Consider the following 20,268-nt stretch of genomic DNA (forward strand, 5'->3'; position numbering starts at 1 on the left):
GGGCGAAATGGGGTTATTGGCTTAACAGACCGTTTTTACGCGCCTGATCTTCCCACTGCGGAATCACCGTTTTGATGAAGTCCTGCTTCTCAGCATTGATTTGCTGCATGTTCAGACCAATCGCCGCCTGGGCTTTCTCTTTGGTAGAGATATCCGGTAACGGGATTTCATGGGTGATGCCTTTAGTCGCCAGCAGACGGACCAGTTTGGTACGCGCATCGGCGGCTTTATCCATGGCGCTACCCAGCATCCGCAGACCCTCTTCCGGAGCGTGCATGTGAATACCGTGTGAGGCGATAGACAGGTCCCAGCGCCATTGTGCGTGACGGATATCTTCCAGAATCGGCTTCATTTCCGCTTCAGTCGCACCCGCATCCCATGCGGCTTTCGCTTCGAAGTGCGCATGAACCAGCTGATCTTCCACCTTGATTTTCAGGTCATGAATAGCCTGTTTACGCTCGGCGACCACTTTTTGCAGAGACGCTTTATCCTGGGTGTGGCAGTTCGCACAGGTCTGAGCAAAGTTATCGAACGGGTTACCAATCTTATGGTCGGTGTAGATCTTGCCTTCCGCGTTTTGCACTTTCGGCATGTGACAGTCGATACAGGTCACGTTGTTCTTGCCGTGAATGCCCGCGCTCCAGGTTTCATATTCCGGGTGCTGCGCTTTCAGCATCGGCGTTTTCGACAGGGAGTTGGTCCAGTCAGAGAAGGCGATGGTGTCGTAGTATTTCTCCATGTTCTCGACTTTCATGCCCTCGTCCCACGGGAACTTAACGGCTTTGTTTTTACCGTCGAAGTAGTATTCCACGTGACACTGACCGCAGACCATGGACTGCTGATCAAAGCGACCGGCTTTCTCAAACGGTTTGCCGATTGCTTCCATTGCGCGTTCTGCATAAGGACGCGACAGCGTCAGCTCTGGCTTGCCTTTGGCGAAGTCTGGTGACGCAGTGTTATGGCAATCTGCACAGCCGAGGTTGTTAACAATTTCCGGACCGCCGCGCGCCCATTTACCGTGGAAGTAGCCATCTTCACCATCTTTCTGGATCAGACGCGCTACGTCCGGGCTTTTACAGCTCCAGCAGGCCATCGGCAGCGGGCCGTCTTCAGCCGTTTTTGGTGCGCCGGTACGTAAGGTTTCACGTACATCGGTCACGGCATAGGCGTGTCCACGCGGTTTGTTGTAATCGCGCGAGAATGGATATCCCGCCCACAGGATCACCAGACGCGGATCTTCTGCCAGCGCATCTTCACGGGCTGATTGCTCAGACGTGGCTTTCCAGGAGAGATATTGATCGGGATGCTGAGGAGCGAAGGTTTCATTCTTCGCTTCAACGGTGACGGTTTTTGCGGGTACAGGAGTTTGTTCAGCGTGAACAGCAGAAATAAATAATAAAGGTAATAACAGGCTGAAGAAACGGCGTACGCGTGATTTTATCCTTGCCATAGGGGTCTCATCCAGATGACGCCATTATCTGCAATGGCGGTTCTTTTATTGTTTTCCATAACAGCAACCACACGAATACTGTCATGACATTGCTCCACCCTATTTGTAACAAGAAACCACACTGAAAATGTTGTCTTTAATCAATTGTAAGTGTATGTAAAATACCACTTTAGAGTTATAAACCCCCTCTAACTCCTCACTCTTTTGTCTAATTCAGAGATAGATCACCTTTTCAATAATCCTTTAGATAACTACATGTTATCGCGAGATTTAATCAATTTTTGCTAGTTCCCTTCAAAATTAAGTTTGCCGCTAATTTGCACAATTCGTTTATTGCGTGATCTGCCGCGCAAATACTAAACAAAACTCTCAAAGCCCCTACATTTAACGTTTATGAGACATATTATTAACATCCTACAAGGAGAACAAAAGCCATGAGCCAAATACATAAACACGCTATTCCCGCAAACATTGCGGATCGTTGCCTGATAAACCCGGAGCAGTACGAAGAGAAATACCTGCAATCCGTTAACGAACCCGACACATTTTGGGGCGAGCAGGGAAAGATACTTGATTGGATCAAGCCGTACAGCCAGGTGAAGAACACCTCCTTCGCACCGGGCAACGTGTCGATTAAATGGTACGAAGACGGCACCCTGAACCTGGCCGCAAACTGCCTTGACCGTCATTTACAGGCAAATGGCGATCGCACCGCCATCATCTGGGAAGGCGATGACGCCACCCAAAGCAAAAACATTACTTATCGCGAACTGCATCGCGATGTTTGCCGTTTCGCCAATACGCTACTGGATTTAGGCATTAAAAAAGGCGACGTAGTGGCCATTTATATGCCGATGGTGCCGGAAGCGGCGGTTGCTATGCTGGCTTGCGCCCGCATTGGCGCGGTGCATTCGGTCATCTTCGGTGGTTTTTCACCAGAGGCGGTCGCCGGACGTATCATCGACTCCAATTCACGTCTGGTGATCACCGCCGACGAAGGCGTGCGCGCCGGCCGCGCCATCCCGCTGAAAAAGAACGTCGATGATGCGCTGAAAAACCCGAACGTGAAAACCGTAGAACATGTGGTCGTCCTCAAACGTACCGGTGGAAAAACGGAATGGCAGGAAGGCCGTGACCTGTGGTGGTCCGATCTTATCGAGAAAGCCAGCCCGGAACATCAGCCGGAAGAAATGAACGCGGAAGATCCGCTGTTTATCCTCTATACCTCCGGTTCAACCGGCAAGCCAAAAGGCGTGCTGCATACCACCGGCGGATATCTGGTCTATGCCGCAACCACCTTTAAGTACGTGTTTGACTACCATCAGGGCGATATCTATTGGTGTACTGCTGACGTGGGTTGGGTAACCGGGCACAGCTACCTGCTGTATGGTCCGCTGGCCTGCGGCGCAACCACGCTGATGTTCGAAGGCGTGCCAAACTGGCCAACCCCGGCGCGTATGTCGCAGGTTGTGGACAAGCACCAGGTCAATATTCTGTATACCGCGCCGACCGCCATCCGCGCCCTGATGGCAGAAGGTGATAAAGCGATTGAAGGCACTGACCGCTCCTCGCTGCGTATCCTGGGTTCCGTTGGCGAGCCGATTAACCCGGAAGCATGGGAGTGGTACTGGAAGAAGATCGGCAACGAAAAATGCCCGGTCGTCGATACCTGGTGGCAGACCGAAACCGGTGGATTCATGATCACCCCGCTGCCGGGCGCCACCGAGCTGAAAGCGGGTTCCGCAACCCGTCCGTTCTTTGGCGTACAGCCTGCGATTGTCGATAACGAGGGTAATCCGCTGGAAGGCGCGACCGAAGGCAACCTGGTGATCACCGACTCGTGGCCGGGCCAGGCGAGAACGCTGTTTGGCGATCACGAACGCTTTGAGCAGACCTACTTTTCTACCTTCAAGAATATGTACTTCAGCGGCGACGGCGCGCGTCGTGACGAAGATGGCTATTACTGGATCACCGGTCGTGTGGACGATGTGCTGAACGTCTCTGGCCACCGTCTGGGAACGGCAGAAATCGAATCGGCGCTGGTGTCACATCCGAAGATTGCCGAGGCCGCGGTGGTGGGTATTCCGCATAATATTAAAGGCCAGGCGATCTACGCCTACGTCACGCTGAATCACGGCGAAGAGCCGTCACCTGAGCTGTACGCCGAGGTGCGCAACTGGGTACGTAAAGAAATTGGTCCGCTGGCAACGCCAGACGTGCTGCACTGGACCGACTCACTGCCGAAAACCCGCTCCGGCAAAATCATGCGCCGTATTCTGCGTAAAATCGCGGCGGGCGATACCAGCAATCTGGGCGATACCTCGACCCTCGCCGATCCTGGCGTGGTAGAGAAACTGCTCGAAGAGAAGCAGGCCATCGCGATGCCATCATAACCATAACCGTGAAATGCCCGATGGTGCGCGGCTTATCGGGCCTACAAATCCTACCCCTACCCCTCCCCTGACCGGGAGGGAAAATATAATAACCCACCCCAAAGGATTTCGCGTTGCAGGAAGGCGGCAAGCGAGCGCATCCCCAGGAGCATAGTTCACTATGTGACTGAGGTGGGCGAGTGCGGCCAACACACTTGCAACGTGAAAGACGAAGGGGGCCTCTGGAGAACTCTGTGATGAATGACTCTATTTATCAGCGGATAGAAGACAGTGCGCGTTTCAGGGAGTTAGTTGAAAAAAGGCAACGGTTTGCCACCATTCTGTCCATCATCATGCTGGCAGTTTACATCAGCTTTATTTTACTGATTGCCTTTGCGCCTGGCTGGCTGGGTACGCCGCTACACGCGGGAACCAGCGTCACCCGGGGTATTCCGATTGGGGTCGGTGTGATCCTCATCTCCTTCATCCTGACCGGGATCTATATCTGGCGGGCAAACGGTGAATTCGACCGCCTGAACAATGCGGTTCTGCACGAGGTTAAAGCATCATGAAGAGAGTCCTGACGGCGCTTGCCGCCACGCTGCCCTTCGCCGCAAACGCGGCGGATGCTATTAGCGGTGCAGTCCAACGCCAGCCAACCAACTGGCAGGCGATTGTCATGTTCCTGATTTTCGTCATCTTTACGCTCGGTATTACTTACTGGGCGTCTAAGCGCGTACGTTCGCGTAATGACTACTACACCGCCGGCGGTAACATCACTGGTTTCCAGAACGGGCTGGCGATTGCGGGCGACTATATGTCGGCGGCATCGTTTCTCGGGATTTCCGCGCTGGTGTTTACCTCCGGTTATGACGGGCTGATCTATTCACTCGGCTTCCTGGTCGGCTGGCCAATTATCCTGTTCCTGATTGCTGAGCGTCTGCGTAACCTGGGTCGTTACACCTTTGCAGATGTTGCTTCTTATCGTCTGAAGCAAGGACCAATCCGTATTCTGTCGGCCTGTGGTTCTCTGGTGGTGGTAGCGCTGTATCTGATCGCCCAGATGGTCGGCGCAGGTAAGCTGATTGAGCTGCTGTTTGGTCTGAACTATCACATCGCCGTCGTACTGGTTGGCGTGCTGATGATGATGTACGTCCTGTTTGGCGGCATGCTGGCGACCACCTGGGTACAGATCATCAAAGCCGTTCTGCTGCTGTTCGGTGCCAGCTTTATGGCCTTTATGGTGATGAAGCACGTCGGCTTTAGCTTCAACAACCTGTTCACCGAAGCAATGGCGGTACACCCGAAAGGTTCAGCCATTATGAGCCCGGGCGGACTGGTAAAAGATCCGATCTCCGCCCTATCGTTAGGTCTCGGCCTGATGTTTGGTACGGCAGGCTTGCCGCACATCCTGATGCGCTTCTTCACGGTCAGCGATGCCCGCGAAGCGCGTAAGAGCGTGTTCTATGCCACCGGTTTTATGGGTTATTTCTACATCCTGACCTTTATCATCGGCTTTGGCGCGATCATGCTGGTGGGCGCTAATCCGGCGTATAAAGACGCTGCTGGCGCGCTGATCGGCGGTAACAACATGGCGGCGGTTCACCTGGCGAATGCGGTGGGCGGTAACCTGTTCCTGGGCTTCATCTCAGCCGTGGCGTTTGCCACCATCCTGGCGGTGGTTGCAGGCCTGACGCTGGCGGGCGCATCGGCCGTTTCTCACGACCTGTATGCCAACGTGTTCCGTAAAGGCGCAACCGAACGTGAAGAACTGAAGGTGTCGAAAATCACCGTACTGGTGCTGGGGGTGATTGCCATCCTGCTCGGCGTGCTGTTTGAGAACCAGAATATCGCCTTCATGGTAGGTCTGGCGTTTGCTATCGCAGCCAGCTGCAACTTCCCGATCATTCTGCTCTCCATGTACTGGTCAAGACTGACCACGCGTGGCGCGATGTTGGGCGGCTGGTTAGGTCTGCTGACGGCGGTGGTGCTGATGGTGCTTGGCCCGACGATTTGGGTCCAGATCCTTGGTCACGAAAAAGCCATTTTCCCGTATGAATATCCGGCGCTGTTCTCCATCAGCGTAGCGTTCCTCGGGATCTGGTTCTTCTCTGCTACCGATAACTCAGAAGAAGGTAATCGCGAACGCGAGCAGTTCCGTGCTCAGTTCATCCGTTCCCAGACCGGGTACGGCGTAGAACAAGGTCGCGCGCACTAACCACACCTCCTCTTCCCCGGTCTGAACGACCGGGGCATTTTTTCAGAACATCACCATCGCGACCAGCGGCGCAACCAGCACCATCACCACGCCGGAAAGCATCATCACCAGGCTGGCGACCACGCCCTCCTGCTGGCCGAGCTCATAAGAGCGCGCCGTGCCCGCACCATGCGAGGCTGCGCCAAATCCTGCGCCTTTCGCCATCCCTTCCCGAATAGAAAGCCGTAAAAACAGCACATCGCCAACCGCCATACCGAATACACCGGTCACTACCACGAACAATGCCACCAGGTCTGGCTGCCCGCCCAACGGCTCTGCTGCCGCCAGCGCAAACGGCGTGGTGACGGAGCGCACCGCCAGACTACGCTGGATTTCATCAGGCAACATAAACAGACGCGCCAGCCACACGGAACTGGTAACGGCCACCAGCGTTGCCGTCACCACGCCCGCCGTCAGTGACATCCAGTGCCGCTTAATCACGGCAAGGTTGTCATAGACCGGAACGGCAAAGGCGATGGTCGCAGGGCCTAACAGCCACAGTAGCCAGTGCGATTCACCAATATAGTTTTGCCAGGAGATATGCCCAAAGACCAGCATCAGGACCAGCAGCGCCGGAGTGAACACTAACGGCATCAGCGGTAATTTACGAAAACGGCGATACAGGCGCTTGTTGGCAAAATAGATGCCCAGCGTAATCACCAGACACAGCACGCTTAGCTGGAAATTACTCACGGTTTAGCCTGCTCATTTCATAGCGATACACTCTATCCACGACCCATGCCGTTGCGCCAAGCACCATCAACGTACTTAGCGCAATGACGGCAAATATGCGCCAACCATCGACCAACAACAGCTGCGTATAGTTGACGACAGCCACCACCGGCGGAACAAAAAACAGCAACATTTCAGCCAGTAACCAGCGAGCGCCTGCGCGAATCCAGTTCAACGGGATAACCCGGCAGACAATCAGCGCCAACATCAGCACCATCCCAACCAGGTTGGCAGGAAGCGGCAGATGCAGCCAGGAGACAAGATATTGAGCAAATACAAATAGACCTGCGTACAACAGAACCTGAACGGGGATCTGGAGTCGATGAATAACGGCAGGCGTCACGCGGCTTATCGCCACAGCCATGAGGGTATGTCCTTAAAAAATAGAGAGCGCCAGTATAGAGAGCCCCCGTCCAGGACTGAAATGAATTAAACTCATTGCAGGCATAGTCTTAAGGAATAATCATGGATATCAGAACGCTGCGCTATTTTGTTGAGGTGGTTCGTCAGCAGAGCTTTACCCGCGCAGCGGAGAAGCTTTTTGTCACCCAGCCCACCATCAGCAAGATGTTGAAGAACCTTGAAGACGAGCTTAACTGCACGCTGTTAATCCGCGACGGTCGGCGACTGCTGTTAACCGACACCGGACAGGTTGTTTTCGAACGCGGCCTGGCGATCCTCGCCGAGTTTCGCCAGCTCGAAGCAGAACTCAGCGACATTAATCACCTCAACAAGGGAGTGCTGCGCCTCGGCATCCCCCCCATGGTCGGTATGTTGATGGCCGGGCCTATCAGCCTGTTTCGCCAGCGCTATCCCGGCGTTGAACTGAAGGTGTCTGAATTTGGAGGCTTAACCGTCCAGCAGGCGGTGATGAATGGCGATCTGGATGTCGCGATGACCGCGCTGCCGGTTGAAGAAGAGAGCGGCCTGGCGACCTTACCGCTTTTTAGCCATCCGCTCTGTGTGCTGGTCCCCCGCTCCGGTCAGTGGACAACGTGTGAATCCATTTCCCCCGAGGCGTTAGCGGAGCATCCCCTGCTTATCTATAACGAAGATTTCGCGTTGAGCCGTCAGTTGCTTGAGCTATTTAACCAGCACAACGTCAAACCCCGCATCGCGGTACGCAGTGGGCAGTGGGATTTTCTGGCGGCGATGGTGCAAGCCGGAGTCGGGATCGCCATTTTACCGGAGCCGATTTGCCAGCGATTGGATAAGCAGACGCTGCGCTGGATCCCTTTGGAGAGTGATTTACGCTGGCAGTTGGGCATGATTTGGCGCGAAGGGGTGTATCTGTCGCACAGCGCCCAGGCGTGGCTCAAATGCTGTGAAGGGTTCTGGCTAACGCAAGAGTCGTAACATGCCGGATGCGGCTTAACGCTTATCAGACCTACAATTGGATTCCGTAGGCCTGATAAGCGTAGCGCCATCAGGCACAACCGTTTATTCGTTCTCGATCAACAGCGCTTCCAGCAAATCCAGATCGTGCAGCAGTTTTTGCAGCGTCTCATTGCTGATTTCCCGCGTGGCGCGCAGGTGATAAAGTTCCGCGCGCTCGGAACGCAGGGCCGCCAGACGGAAACGCCGCTCGAGGTTTTCTTCCTGCATCGAGCTTTCTACGTCGTTGCGTCCGTCGGCGCGTCGACGCAGGTTACCGATGACGCGTGAACTTACCTCGGTGAGCAACTGATTGTCGATGTTCTCTTCGGTGTCTGCGGCCAGACGCTCCTCCATTTTCTGGATGGCGACAATCGCCACTTCCGCCGTGGCAGCGCGGGCAATTCGTTCCTCTTTCTGCTGCTGCGAGTGGTCTGCCACTTCCAGGTGTTGCAGCAGAAGCGGCAGCATCACCACGCCAACAAACAGCGAGAACAGAATCACGCCCGCGGCAAGGAAGATCAGCTCATATCGCGCCGGGAAGCCGCTACCATCCGGTAACAGCAACGGAATAGAGAGCACACCGGCGAGAGTAATGGCCCCACGCACGCCCGCAAAGGAGGCGATCATGATTTCACGCGTCGTCCAGGAACCAAACTCCATCGGCTTTTTCTTCAGGAAGCGCAGGCTAAACTTCTTCATCGTCCACAGCCAGCCAAAACGTACCAGCATCAGCGCCACGTAAATCAGCACGATATCGGTAAACAGCATCCAGATTTCTACATTCGGATCGGCTTCTGCCGCCGCCAAAGAAGACTCCAGAATCCCCGGCAACTGCAGTCCTAACAGCAAGAAAACCATGCCGTTAAACACAAACTCCAGCATCGCCCAGGTGCTGTTAGCACGTAAACGCATCGCCAGCGGCGCCCGGCGCATTACCCCGGAACGGGTGATGGTCATCCCGGCTGCGACCGCCGCGAGGATGCCGGAAACACCGATGTGTTCCGCAATCAGGTAAGACGCAAACGGCAGCAGGAACAGCAGAACGATTTGCGTTGCCGGTTCATCACCACCCCAGCGGCTGAGAAAACGCAGGGAGCGCCCGTACAGCCAACTGACGACAAAACCGGCCAGGATACCGCCAATTGCTACCTTGAAGAATTCAAGCGTTGCGCCACCAACCGTAAACACCATCGTGCCCATCGCCACGGCGACGGCAAATTTCAGTGATACCAGACCGGAGGCGTCGTTCATCAACGCTTCGCCCTGCAGTATACCCATGATTTTCTTCGGTATGCGTCCCTCCCCCACTATGCCGGAAAGGGCCACGGCATCGGTTGGCGACAGGACAGCGGCCAGCGCAAAGGCCGGGATGAGAGGGATCCCCGGCACCAGCCAGTAAATCATAAAGCCAATCCCGACCACCGTGACCAGAACCAGCGCCAGCGCAAGGCCGAAGATCTCTCGCCCGTGCTCCAGAAACTCACGGGTTGGCGTCTTCCAGCCATCGGCGAAAAGCAGCGGCGGGATGAACAGAACCAGAAAAAGCTCAGGATCGAATTCCACATGCAAACCAAACGTCGGCCACGCCAGCAAGGCGCCGATGGCGATCTGCATAAGGGGTAAAGGGAGTTGGAATGGCAATACGCGAGTAAAAACCCCCGACAGCGAGACCACAAGGGTCATGATGAGTATGGTGAAAAAGATTTCCATGCGTTCCCTGTTTGCGATGTTTCTTATGATCAGTGATGAGAGGCGTCGTGCCTCAATTCTATCTACTTGAGAGTAACGCAAAAGACAACGAGAGTGTTGTGAAAATAAAAACGGGCGGCCAAAGCCACCCGTTTTCAGAATCTTCATCAAATGAGGATTAGATAGCCCAACCACCAGCGTAGAAGGCCACCAGCGCGATGGCGATGACCACTGTGCCGATGTTCAGTTTGCGCCATTCGCCAGAGACGATACGGCCAATCACCAGGGTAGCAAAGCCAATCATAATGCCGGTCACGATGTTACAGGTCAGCACGATAAATACGGCCGTTACCAGCCCCGCCATAGCGTCGACAAAGTCAGCAAAGTCGATTTTCGCTACGTTGCTCAACATCAGCAGGCCCACATACATCAGCGCAGGTGCCGTTGCATATACTGGTACAAGATAAGAGAGCGGAGAGAGGAACAGGATCAGCAGGAATAGTACGCCAACGGTGATCGCCGTCAGGCCGGTTTTGCCGCCTGCCGCCGTACCCGCTGCGGATTCAATATAAACCGCCGCCGGTGCAGCGCCCACCAGGCCAGAGAACACGCTGCTCAGGGAGTCGGTGGTCAGCGCTTTGCCGCCGTCAATAATCTGTCCGTCTTTATCCAGCAGATTCGCCTGTCCGGCTACCGCACGGATGGTTCCGGTCGCATCGAAGACAGCGGTCATGACCAGCGCCAGCACGCTCGGCAGTACGATCGGGTTTAGTGCGCCCATAATATCCAGGCTACCGATCAGCGAGTTGCCGTTTTCGTCGCTCAGAGACGGCATGGCAAAAATACCGGAGAAATGTACGGCCGGGTCGAAAATCAAACCCACTACGGAAATACCGATAATAGTCAGCAGGATACCGCCAGGTACTTTCAGTTTTTCGAGGCCAATAATCACCGCCAGACCTACCAGCGACATAATCACCGGGAAGGTATCGAAATCGCCCAGCGCAACCGGCAGGCCGTCCAGCGGGTTTTTAATAACCAGACCCACGCCGTTTGCCGCAATCAGCAGCAGGAACAGGCCGATTCCAATCCCCGTACCGTGCGCAACACCCTGCGGTAGATTGCGCAGGATCCAGCTACGAATACCGGTCGCGGAAATGATGGTAAACAGGACACCCATCAGGAACACCGCACCCAGCGCAACAGGCACGCTGATATGTTGTCCCAGTACCAGGCTGAACGCGGTAAACGCCGTCAAAGAAATGGCGCAGCCAATCGCCAGCGGCAGGTTTGCCCACAGGCCCATCACAATAGAACCGACGCCCGCGACCAGACAGGTTGCCACAAATACAGCGGCAGGCGGGAATCCGGCTTTACCCAGCATCCCCGGAACCACGATAACGGAGTAGACCATGGCCAGGAACGTCGTTAATCCGGCAACGACTTCCTGACGAACGGTACTGCCGCGGAGCGAAATTTTAAACCAGGCGTCGAGTGAACCGCCGGTACGCGCTGAAGGCGTAGACATAGAAAACATCCCCTGAGAGTTTATTTTTTCGTCATTATGCGTGCTGGACAATCCACTGCCTGCTAAACGTTTTCTCCATGTGCCAGGTTTGCGTCAATAGGGGTGTCGCAAAAAAGCAAACGTTTAGCTTCGCGCATAAAAAACGGGTGGTAAAAAAAAGCAAACGATTATCCAGCGATCATACGCTGGTTTTCAACTGAACTTTGCCGCTTTTTACTCATTTCTTCTTATAACGCGCAATAAATAATCAGTCGATGCGCAAACGTTATCGTCAATGCGCAGTCTCGCAACAAAATTTGCGGAGTTATTACAACATCGGTGTGCCTTTTTCACGCAAACTTGCGCAAGAAAACCGGTGAAGATGCGGAAAATTTTTTGGCTAAAAAATCACCATTTCACTGGTAAATGGAGAGAGGTGGCTTACAATTACATTATCAACACAGACCGGAACCTCACCTAATGTGCTCGACTGAGGGGTGTTGATGTCGGGGGAAACCCTCCCGTGAACCAGCGGGATAGAGTGAAAGACAAAGACCGGAACCAAACTAAAGCGCCCTCTGTGGCGCTTTAGTTTTGTATCCGTCAATCCATCAGATATTTCACATCAATCATCTTCCAGCAGACGCGCCCCGGTCCCCTTCTCGCCAAGCTGATCGCCTGGGTTACGCAACGGGCAATCGCTGCGCGACAAACAACCGCAACCAATACACCCATCCAGTTCATCGCGTAGCGCCACTAAAGTATGAATGCGTCGATCCAGCTCTTCACGCCATTGCGAAGAGAGCTGCTTCCACTCTTTAGCACTGAGCGAATGTCCTTCAGGTAATACGCCGAGCGCGTCACCGATCGTTGCCAACGGGATCCCGATGCGTTGAGCAATCTTGATAATCGCCACATAACGCAACACATCACGTCTGTATCGGCGCTGATTGCCGCTGTTGCGCATACTGCTGATTAACCCTTTGCTTTCATAGAAATGCAGGGTTGATACCGCCACGCCGCTACGCTTTGCAACTTCACCTGGCGTGAGCAGCGCTTTTATTCGGGGTAATTTCTTTTCCATAAATCGCTTTACCTCAAGTTAACTTGAGGAATTATACTCGCCCACAGACAAAACGACGAATCGAATACTGAAAAAGAGGCAGCCCTATGTCCCATCAGCAGATTATTCAGACCCTTATTGAATGGATTGACGACCATATCGATCAGCCGCTGAACATTGAGGCGGTGGCGAAAAAATCAGGTTACTCGAAGTGGTATTTACAGAGAATGTTCCGCACGGTGATGCGCCAGACGTTGGGTGACTATATCCGCCAGCGTCGACTCCTGCTGGCTGCTGTTGAACTGCGGACGACCGAGCGACCTATTTTCGATATCGCGATGGATCTTGGTTATGTATCACAACAAACCTTCTCACGCGTGTTTCGCCGCGAGTTTGATCGTACCCCCAGCGATTACCGCCACCGCCTGTAAGATTATTGCCCGCTCTGCGTCAGTATGGCGGGCGACCGTTGTATCCAGTGCATGAACTCCTGTGGCGGCAGCGCCTTCGCAAAATACCAGCCCTGACAATACTGTACGCCACGTTCGCGCAGCCACTCGATTTGCTCAACCGTCTCTACCCCTTCCGCAATCATCTTCAGGTGTAAGCTTTGCGCCATTTCGATGATATGTTCGGCAATCAGGTGACTGGTGCTGTTGGTGGACAACGTACTAATAAATGATTTGTCGATCTTCAGGATATCGATATTCAACGCGGATAAATTGTGTAGATTGGAATATCCCGTCCCAAAATCATCAAACGCCACTTCATAACCCGCCTGACGAAACGCCTGGATTACCGCGGTCATTTTATCTACATCAATAAACCCGCGCTCGGTCACCTCGACTTTAATTTGCTGGGCCGCCACAGAGTACTCACGGTTTTTGTCGGTAATCAGGGCAATAAGTCGGGATGAATGAAAGTCAGAAGCAGAGAGGTTTATCGAGATATAAAGCTGAGGATGCGCCGAAAGAAAATATCCTAAATCGTTGAATACCTCTTCAATCACGTAATCCGTGATCCGCTCAATCATTCCCTCTTTTTCAGCCAGCGGAATAAACTCGGTTGGGCTCATTACTTCACCATCACAGCCCGGCCAGCGCAGCAGAGCCTCAGCCCCTACGCACTGGCCGTTTTCGATATCAATGATCGGCTGGTAGTGCAGACACAGTTGACGTTTTTTGATTGCGCGTTTTAACAAGCGGCGGGGAGATAAGTATTCCTGACGCGTGCGCCACCACATTAACAGCATCAGGATGCTGCAGATAATCCCGAAAGGAATCGTTAACGCAGCCTCATGATAGAAAATCGAATGTATGCGTTTATCCGAGGTCGACACAATAATCGCAATCGGGCGTTTTTCTGAATGCACTTTGGTGTAGAAGCGATCGTCCAACTGGAAGGTTGAGGCTTCACCGTGCACCAACGGCAATAACTGCGCAATAGGCGCCCCTTCGCTGGCAGAGAAAAAAGTACCCGTTACCGTGTCATACACGCCCCAGGACAGGTCCGGGTCATCTGACATAACTTCGCTGTAAGATAATGGGTTGATGACGACAACGTAGTTTCCACGTTGCATATACGTCATTCTGTAGCCAGCGAAAAAGGGGGTATCGCGATAGTAATAGATGGAGATGTCCGGCGTACGTTTATAGTCGGCGGTCGGCATAATATAGGCGACTGGCGGCGCCATCGACGTAGAGCACAAAAAATGATCGCCCTGCGCATAAATTAGCTCGCTGATATATAAACGACCACGAATAATATCTAGCATATTTTTCTGATGTGCCGGGGTACACATCTTACCTTGATACAACAGGGCCATATCTCGCGCTAAATCGGCTTGTTGGATCACCAATTCAGTTTTATTTAACACCAGTTGCGCAAAAGAGCGAAGTTGATTACGGGTTTCGGACATTGCCCGGATTTGAGCAAACCATAACGCCAGCACCACGGGGAGCAATACCACCATGAATGTTCCGAGGAACTTCAGTATCTTGCGTCGCGCACTGTGATTCATGTCAGCCCTGTTTCCCTGTTTCGTATATGCCAGAACCCATTAAGGCAAGATGCTATAAACACCGACTGATTAAGTTGCATGAATCTATCAGTATTAGCAACAGACTTCTCTATGTAAAAGTCTGATAATAGTTGATGATGATATTATTTTTCCGTAAGGCAAACTTAAAGTTATGCTTATTTCATAACGTTATTATCCTCAAGGAGTAATTTTTTATAAGCACTATCCTGGCTTTATTTAAGAAATTCATTAGATTTTTTTAACGATGAATTTAGGATAAATAAAACAGGCAACAAAAATACATCTTTAAGATTGATTATTTAGTATCATTGCTTCCTTAAATATAACCACATATTTAACATGGTTATCATCCTGCAAAAAATACGCCCAACACTGGTGAACAAACGAGCATATGTGATATAGTTCACAAAAATCATGTAACAGAAACGATGTTTCATTCATGTTATTGCCCGTCGATAGCCAGAGTACTACACCCTCGGTGAACACCCCCGCGCTGTCCTGGGCATCCAGACTTTCTGAGGACGTTTTTCATGGCAACGATAACAACTGGCGTGGTTCTTCTGCGGTGGCAATTACTCAGTGCAGTGCTGATGTTTTTAGCCAGTACGCTCAATATCCGTTTTCGTAAATCAGATTATATTGGCCTGGCCGTCATTAGCAGCGGTTTAGGGCTGGTTTTTGCCTGCTGGTTTGCGACCGGATTACTCGGCATAACCTTGGTGGATATGTCCGCAATCTGGAAGAACATTGAAACCGTAATGGTTGAAGTGATGAGCCATACACCGCCAGACTGGCCGATGGTGTTGAACTGATAACAGAATTGCATATGGCTACCCCAGTTCTGAGGTAGCCATAATTTTCAGCGAAAAGCAGAAGGATTAGAACGGAATATCGTCGTCGAAATCCATCGGCGGCTCATTAGACGGCGCTGCCGGAGCCGACTGCTGCTGCGGGCGAGACTGCGCGCCGCCGCTGAACTGATTGCCACCTTGCGGCTGCTGAGGCTGACCCCAACCACCCTGCTGCTGGCCGCCACCTGCCGGAGCACCACCACCCTGACGACCGCCCAGCATTTGCATGGTGCCGCCAACGTTAACCACAACTTCAGTGGTGTACTTTTCTACGCCGGATTGATCGGTCCATTTGCGGGTACGCAGCTGACCTTCGATATAGACCTGGGAACCTTTACGCAGATATTCGCTGGCAACTTCCGCCAGTTTGCCGAACAGCACCACACGGTGCCATTCAGTCTGCTCTTTCATTTCGCCGGTCGCTTTATCACGCCAGGATTCGGAAGTAGCCAGCGTAATGTTGGCAACTGCGCCACCATTCGGCATATAGCGTACTTCCGGGTCCTGGCCCAGATTACCGACGAGAATCACCTTGTTTACGCCTCTGCTGGCCATGATCGTGTCTCCTGAAAAACGTTACTGAATAAGTGTAAGCGCGGGATTGTAGCATTTCCAATAGCGCTTTTACTACGTTGCGAGATCGATTCCAGTAAACAACCCCAGACAGACATTGTTGCACAGGCATCTGCGTTTTGCATTCCAATACTGTATATCCATTCAGGTCAGGTTGTGTCATAATTAACCGTTTGTGATCGCCGGTAGCACCATGCAGCCAGGCAAAAAAGCGTTTAATCCGGGAAAGATGAATGGATAAGATCGAAGTTCGGGGCGCCCGCACCCATAATCTCAAAAACATCAACCTCGTCATCCCGCGCGACAAGCTGATTGTCGTCACCGGGCTTTCGGGCTCAGGCAAATCTTCGCTCGCTTTCGACACCTTGTATGCCGAAGGGCAGCGTCGTTACGTTGAATCCCTTTCCGCGTACGCGCGTCAGTTTCTGTCGCTGATGGAAAAGCCGGATGTCGACCACATTGAGGGGCTGTCTCCCGCCATCTCAATTGAACAAAAATCGACATCCCACAACCCGCGATCCACGGTAGGTACGATTACCGAAATTCACGACTATCTGCGTCTGCTGTTTGCCCGCGTTGGCGAACCGCGCTGCCCGGATCACGACGTTCCCTTGGCGGCCCAGACCGTTAGCCAGATGGTGGACAACGTTCTGTCGCAGCCGGAAGGCAAACGTCTGATGCTGCTGGCGCCGGTGATTAAAGAGCGTAAAGGCGAGCATACTAAAACGCTGGAAAACCTGGCAGGCCAGGGCTATATCCGCGCCCGTATCGACGGTGAAGTGTGCGACCTTTCCGATCCGCCCAAGCTTGAACTGCAAAAGAAACACACTATTGAAGTGGTGATTGACCGCTTTAAAGTCCGCGACGATCTCACCCAGCGACTGGCAGAATCCTTTGAAACCGCGCTGGAACTGTCCGGTGGTACGGCGGTGGTCGCCGATATGGACGATCCGAAAGCGGAAGAGTTGCTGTTCTCCGCCAACTTCGCCTGCCCGATCTGCGGCTACAGCATGCGGGAGCTGGAACCACGTCTGTTCTCGTTCAATAACCCAGCGGGTGCATGCCCGACCTGTGACGGTCTCGGCGTGCAGCAGTATTTCGATCCTGACCGGGTGATCCAAAATCCGGAACTGTCGCTGGCCGGTGGTGCCATCCGCGGCTGGGATCGCCGTAACTTCTATTACTTCCAGATGCTTAAGTCACTGGCGGAACACTATAAATTCGACGTTGAAGCCCCATGGGCCAGCCTGAACCCTGCCGTGCATAAAGTGGTGCTGTACGGTTCCGGTAAAGAGAATATCGAATTTAAATACATGAACGATCGCGGCGATACGTCCGTACGCCGCCATCCGTTCGAAGGCGTATTGCACAATATGGAGCGCCGTTATAAAGAGACGGAATCCAGCGCGGTACGTGAAGAATTAGCCAAGTTCATTAGCAACCGACCGTGCGCCAGCTGTGAGGGGACGCGTTTACGCCGGGAAGCCCGCCACGTATTTGTCGAAAATACGCCGCTGCCCGCGATTTCCGACATGAGCATCGGTCACGCCATGGATTTCTTCAACAACCTGAAGCTTGCGGGTCAGCGAGCGAAGATTGCAGAGAAAATTCTCAAAGAGATTGGCGATCGTCTGAAGTTCCTGGTCAACGTCGGCCTCAACTATCTGACGCTGTCGCGTTCAGCAGAAACGCTCTCCGGCGGCGAAGCCCAGCGTATTCGTCTGGCAAGCCAGATCGGCGCAGGTCTGGTCGGCGTAATGTACGTGCTGGATGAACCGTCTATCGGTCTGCATCAGCGCGATAACGAGCGTCTGTTGGGTACGCTTATCCACCTGCGTAATCTGGGCAATACCGTCATTGTGGTTGAGCACGATGAAGATGCGATTCGCGCCGCTGACCACGTTATCGACATCGGCCCCGGCGCGGGTGTTCACGGCGGCCAGGTGGTTGCCGAAGGTACGCTAAAAGATATCATGGCCGTGCCTGAGTCGCTGACCGGCCAGTACATGAGCGGTAAGCGCAAGATTGAAGTGCCGAAACAGCGCGTGGCGGCAGACCCGGAAAAAGTATTGAAGCTGACCGGCGCGCGCGGTAACAACCTGAAAGATGTCACGCTGACGCTGCCGGTTGGTTTATTTACCTGCATTACCGGTGTTTCCGGTTCGGGTAAATCGACGCTAATTAACGACACGCTGTTCCCGATTGCGCAGACGGCGCTGAACGGCGCCACGCTGGCTGAACCCGCGCCATATCGTGATGTTCAGGGCCTGGAACATTTCGACAAAGTGATCGACATTGACCAAAGCCCGATTGGCCGTACGCCGCGCTCTAACCCGGCAACCTACACCGGCGTGTTTACGCCAGTGCGCGAACTGTTTGCCGGCGTGCCGGAGTCGCGTGCGCGCGGTTATACTCCGGGTCGTTTCAGCTTTAACGTCCGCGGCGGACGCTGTGAAGCTTGTCAGGGCGACGGCGTGATCAAAGTCGAAATGCACTTCTTACCGGATATCTACGTGCCGTGCGATCAGTGTAAAGGCAAACGCTATAACCGCGAAACACTGGAGATTAAGTACAAGGGCAAGACTATCCACGAAGTGCTGGATATGACGATTGAAGAGGCGCGTGAGTTCTTCGATGCCGTTCCGGCGCTGGCGCGTAAGCTGCAAACGCTGATGGACGTGGGTCTGACGTACATCCGACTGGGTCAGTCCGCCACCACGCTCTCGGGCGGTGAAGCGCAGCGCGTGAAGCTGGCGCGTGAACTGTCCAAACGCGGTACCGGTCAAACGCTGTATATTCTCGATGAACCGACCACCGGTCTGCATTTTGCGGATATTCAGCAACTGCTGGACGTGCTGCATCAACTCCGGGATCAGGGCAACACCATCGTAGTGATTGAGCACAATCTGGACGTGATAAAAACCGCTGACTGGATTGTCGATCTCGGTCCGGAAGGCGGCAGCGGCGGCGGGGAAATTCTGGTTTCAGGCACACCAGAAACAGTCGCTGAGTGTGAAGCCTCACACACGGCCCGTTTCCTCAAACCACTGTTGTAATCATGCCGATGGCGCTACGCTTATCAGGCCTACAAAATATGCATAATTGCTTGTAGGCCGGATAAGGCGCTGGCGCCTCATTGCGGAAAAAAGATCAGGACTGCGCCAGTATCCGGCGTTTATCTTCCGGCAGCGTGTTTACGGCCTGCTGATAAGAGGCGTCTACCAGGTAGTAGATTTGCGAATCCGGCAGCGAGCCGTCCAGATACACCGTACTCCAGTGCGCCTTATTGAGATGCCGGCTTGGCCGTACATCGCTATGCTGCTGACGTAACAACTCTGCCAGTTCCGGGCTGGTTTTCAGTGACACCGCCGGGCGTTCTTCCACCTCTTTTACCATGGCAAAAAGCACATCTTCGACTTTGATTTGTGTGGCCTTCCAGTCACTGTGTACGCTCTGCTCGGCGCCCATTTTTGCCATGCAGTATTGCAGCAACTCCGAATTCGTCATCTTAATTCCCCTTACCAGCATATTGCCTAATGAGAACATCTTTTATTCAGTGTGCAGCAAGTCCGCAAAAGGTAAAAGCAGGTAACGCAAATTTGTTTAAAAAAACAACAACCGCAAGCAACGTCCTCAATACTCCGAGTTGACGATCACCTCTTCACCAAACGCGCCGGCCTGTGGCAACGGTTTATAAGTGGAGTTAGAAGCGCGTAAAATACGAATGCCGCGAATACCCACGTCTCGGGCGGCGGTAATGTCATTATCAGAGTCGCCGTAGAACATACGGATATTTTTATCCTGCAGCCACTGCGTTTTCGTATTCTGGCCCGGCTTATCACCGGCAAAAATGACCGGGTTCATATTGCCGGCCGGGATGTGAAAGTTATCGGACAGCGTTTTCGACACCGTTTCGGTCTTCGTCTGGCTACGCCCGGTTACGAAAAAGATGCTGTCGCCGCGACGCACGTGCATATCAATCAACTGACGCGCCACTTCTTTCGGAATGCTGAATTCGTCCCAGCCATTGTTCATTTTTTCCCAGAAGGCCGGATTTTTCAGGTAATCCTCACTGTCCGGAGAATACGTTTTTTTTCCGCGCCAGAAGCCTGGGCTGGAAAAGAGGACGGTGTCATCGATATCAAACCCGACGGCCATCGGCGGGCGTCCGGTCAGGCTGTTTTCAATTTGTGCCACGGAGACCCAGTGAATGGGTGCCTGCTCAGCGAGTTTTGCAACGTTGGTGCCTGGATTAAGCTGAGAGGGAGAGGAAACTAACGCCTGGGCCGGCTGATTTAGCGTGAACAATAAACAAACAGCACTCAGTGCCAACGTAAATTTGCGCATATTTTTCCC

At 53.2% G+C, this 20,268-nt stretch carries 17 protein-coding genes; 7 read left to right on the plus strand and 10 right to left on the minus strand.

Going from position 1 to position 20,268, the window contains the following annotated elements; all coding sequences use genetic code 11:
* Positions 1-13 precede the first annotated feature (13 nt).
* The gene (gene nrfA, locus HV229_RS23310) at positions 14-1,450 is read right to left on the minus strand and encodes an ammonia-forming nitrite reductase cytochrome c552 subunit (RefSeq protein ID WP_016155372.1); all 1,437 of its coding nucleotides are present in this window, start codon (positions 1,448-1,450) and stop codon (positions 14-16) included.
* Between the two features lie 434 nt (positions 1,451-1,884).
* On the opposite strand from nrfA, the gene acs reads away from it, so the two are divergent.
* The 3 genes from acs to actP all read left to right on the plus strand — a co-directional run bounded on the left by acs (position 1,885) and on the right by actP (position 6,040).
* Positions 1,885-3,843, plus strand: coding sequence for an acetate--CoA ligase (gene acs, locus HV229_RS23315; protein ID WP_181546501.1), 1,959 nt, complete (start codon positions 1,885-1,887; stop codon positions 3,841-3,843).
* Between the two features lie 236 nt (positions 3,844-4,079).
* On the plus strand, positions 4,080-4,394 hold the full coding sequence (locus tag HV229_RS23320; RefSeq protein ID WP_016155370.1) for a DUF485 domain-containing protein: 315 nt from the start codon (positions 4,080-4,082) through the stop codon (positions 4,392-4,394).
* Positions 4,391-6,040, plus strand: a complete 1,650-nt coding sequence (gene actP / locus HV229_RS23325; RefSeq protein WP_016155369.1) for a cation/acetate symporter ActP — start codon at positions 4,391-4,393, stop codon at positions 6,038-6,040. Before HV229_RS23320 ends, actP begins: the two co-directional genes overlap by 4 nt.
* Before the next feature lie 42 nt (positions 6,041-6,082).
* Here actP and HV229_RS23330 read toward each other — a convergent pair whose 3' ends face one another.
* Complete coding sequence (locus HV229_RS23330) at positions 6,083-6,772, minus strand: LrgB family protein (RefSeq protein WP_016155368.1); 690 nt, start codon at positions 6,770-6,772, stop codon at positions 6,083-6,085.
* On the minus strand, positions 6,765-7,175 hold the full coding sequence (locus tag HV229_RS23335; protein WP_181546503.1) for a CidA/LrgA family protein: 411 nt from the start codon (positions 7,173-7,175) through the stop codon (positions 6,765-6,767). The genes HV229_RS23330 and HV229_RS23335 overlap by 8 nt, the downstream gene beginning before the upstream one ends.
* A 101-nt stretch (positions 7,176-7,276) precedes the next feature.
* Here HV229_RS23335 and HV229_RS23340 point away from each other — a divergent pair, with 101 nt between their 5' ends.
* Complete coding sequence (locus tag HV229_RS23340) at positions 7,277-8,167, plus strand: LysR family transcriptional regulator (RefSeq protein ID WP_016155366.1); 891 nt, start codon at positions 7,277-7,279, stop codon at positions 8,165-8,167.
* Positions 8,168-8,251: 84 nt separating this feature from the next.
* Here HV229_RS23340 and HV229_RS23345 read toward each other — a convergent pair whose 3' ends face one another.
* The 3 genes from HV229_RS23345 to soxR form a co-directional block, all read right to left on the minus strand.
* Positions 8,252-9,898: a Na+/H+ antiporter gene (locus tag HV229_RS23345; RefSeq protein WP_016155450.1), complete on the minus strand. Its 1,647-nt coding sequence runs from the start codon at positions 9,896-9,898 to the stop codon at positions 8,252-8,254.
* A 157-nt stretch (positions 9,899-10,055) separates the two neighbouring features.
* Positions 10,056-11,405 (minus strand): guanine/hypoxanthine transporter GhxP, encoded by a 1,350-nt coding sequence (ghxP, locus tag HV229_RS23350; protein ID WP_016155449.1) that lies wholly within the window; start codon positions 11,403-11,405, stop codon positions 10,056-10,058.
* A gap of 604 nt (positions 11,406-12,009) precedes the next feature.
* On the minus strand, positions 12,010-12,468 hold the full coding sequence (gene soxR, locus HV229_RS23355) for a redox-sensitive transcriptional activator SoxR (protein ID WP_016155363.1): 459 nt from the start codon (positions 12,466-12,468) through the stop codon (positions 12,010-12,012).
* An 86-nt stretch (positions 12,469-12,554) separates the two neighbouring features.
* Between soxR and soxS the strand changes: the two genes are divergently transcribed.
* Positions 12,555-12,878 carry a superoxide response transcriptional regulator SoxS gene (soxS, locus tag HV229_RS23360; RefSeq protein WP_016155362.1) on the plus strand — a complete coding sequence of 108 codons (324 nt, stop codon included), beginning with the start codon at positions 12,555-12,557 and terminating at the stop codon, positions 12,876-12,878.
* 2 nt (positions 12,879-12,880) lie between these two features.
* Here the strand turns inward: soxS and HV229_RS23365 are convergent, their stop codons facing one another.
* Positions 12,881-14,467, minus strand: coding sequence for an EAL domain-containing protein (locus HV229_RS23365; protein WP_016155448.1), 1,587 nt, complete (start codon positions 14,465-14,467; stop codon positions 12,881-12,883).
* A gap of 551 nt (positions 14,468-15,018) precedes the next feature.
* On the opposite strand from HV229_RS23365, the gene HV229_RS23370 reads away from it, so the two are divergent.
* A complete protein-coding gene (locus HV229_RS23370) occupies positions 15,019-15,300 on the plus strand; it encodes a YjcB family protein (RefSeq protein ID WP_016155360.1) in 282 nt (93 codons plus the stop codon).
* Positions 15,301-15,366: 66 nt separating this feature from the next.
* Here the strand turns inward: HV229_RS23370 and ssb1 are convergent, their stop codons facing one another.
* Positions 15,367-15,894, minus strand: a complete 528-nt coding sequence (gene ssb1, locus HV229_RS23375) for a single-stranded DNA-binding protein SSB1 (protein ID WP_016155359.1) — start codon at positions 15,892-15,894, stop codon at positions 15,367-15,369.
* Between the two features lie 251 nt (positions 15,895-16,145).
* On the opposite strand from ssb1, the gene uvrA reads away from it, so the two are divergent.
* A complete protein-coding gene (gene uvrA / locus HV229_RS23380) occupies positions 16,146-18,968 on the plus strand; it encodes an excinuclease ABC subunit UvrA (protein WP_016155358.1) in 2,823 nt (940 codons plus the stop codon).
* A 94-nt stretch (positions 18,969-19,062) separates the two neighbouring features.
* Here the strand turns inward: uvrA and HV229_RS23385 are convergent, their stop codons facing one another.
* On the minus strand, positions 19,063-19,419 hold the full coding sequence (locus HV229_RS23385; RefSeq protein ID WP_016155357.1) for an MmcQ/YjbR family DNA-binding protein: 357 nt from the start codon (positions 19,417-19,419) through the stop codon (positions 19,063-19,065).
* A gap of 126 nt (positions 19,420-19,545) precedes the next feature.
* The gene (gene aphA, locus HV229_RS23390; RefSeq protein ID WP_003826615.1) at positions 19,546-20,259 is read right to left on the minus strand and encodes an acid phosphatase AphA; all 714 of its coding nucleotides are present in this window, start codon (positions 20,257-20,259) and stop codon (positions 19,546-19,548) included.
* Between the last annotated feature and the right edge of the window lie 9 nt (positions 20,260-20,268).

This window comes from Citrobacter sp. RHBSTW-00524 (assembly GCF_013747755.1).
Taxonomy (GTDB): domain Bacteria; phylum Pseudomonadota; class Gammaproteobacteria; order Enterobacterales; family Enterobacteriaceae; genus Citrobacter; species Citrobacter braakii.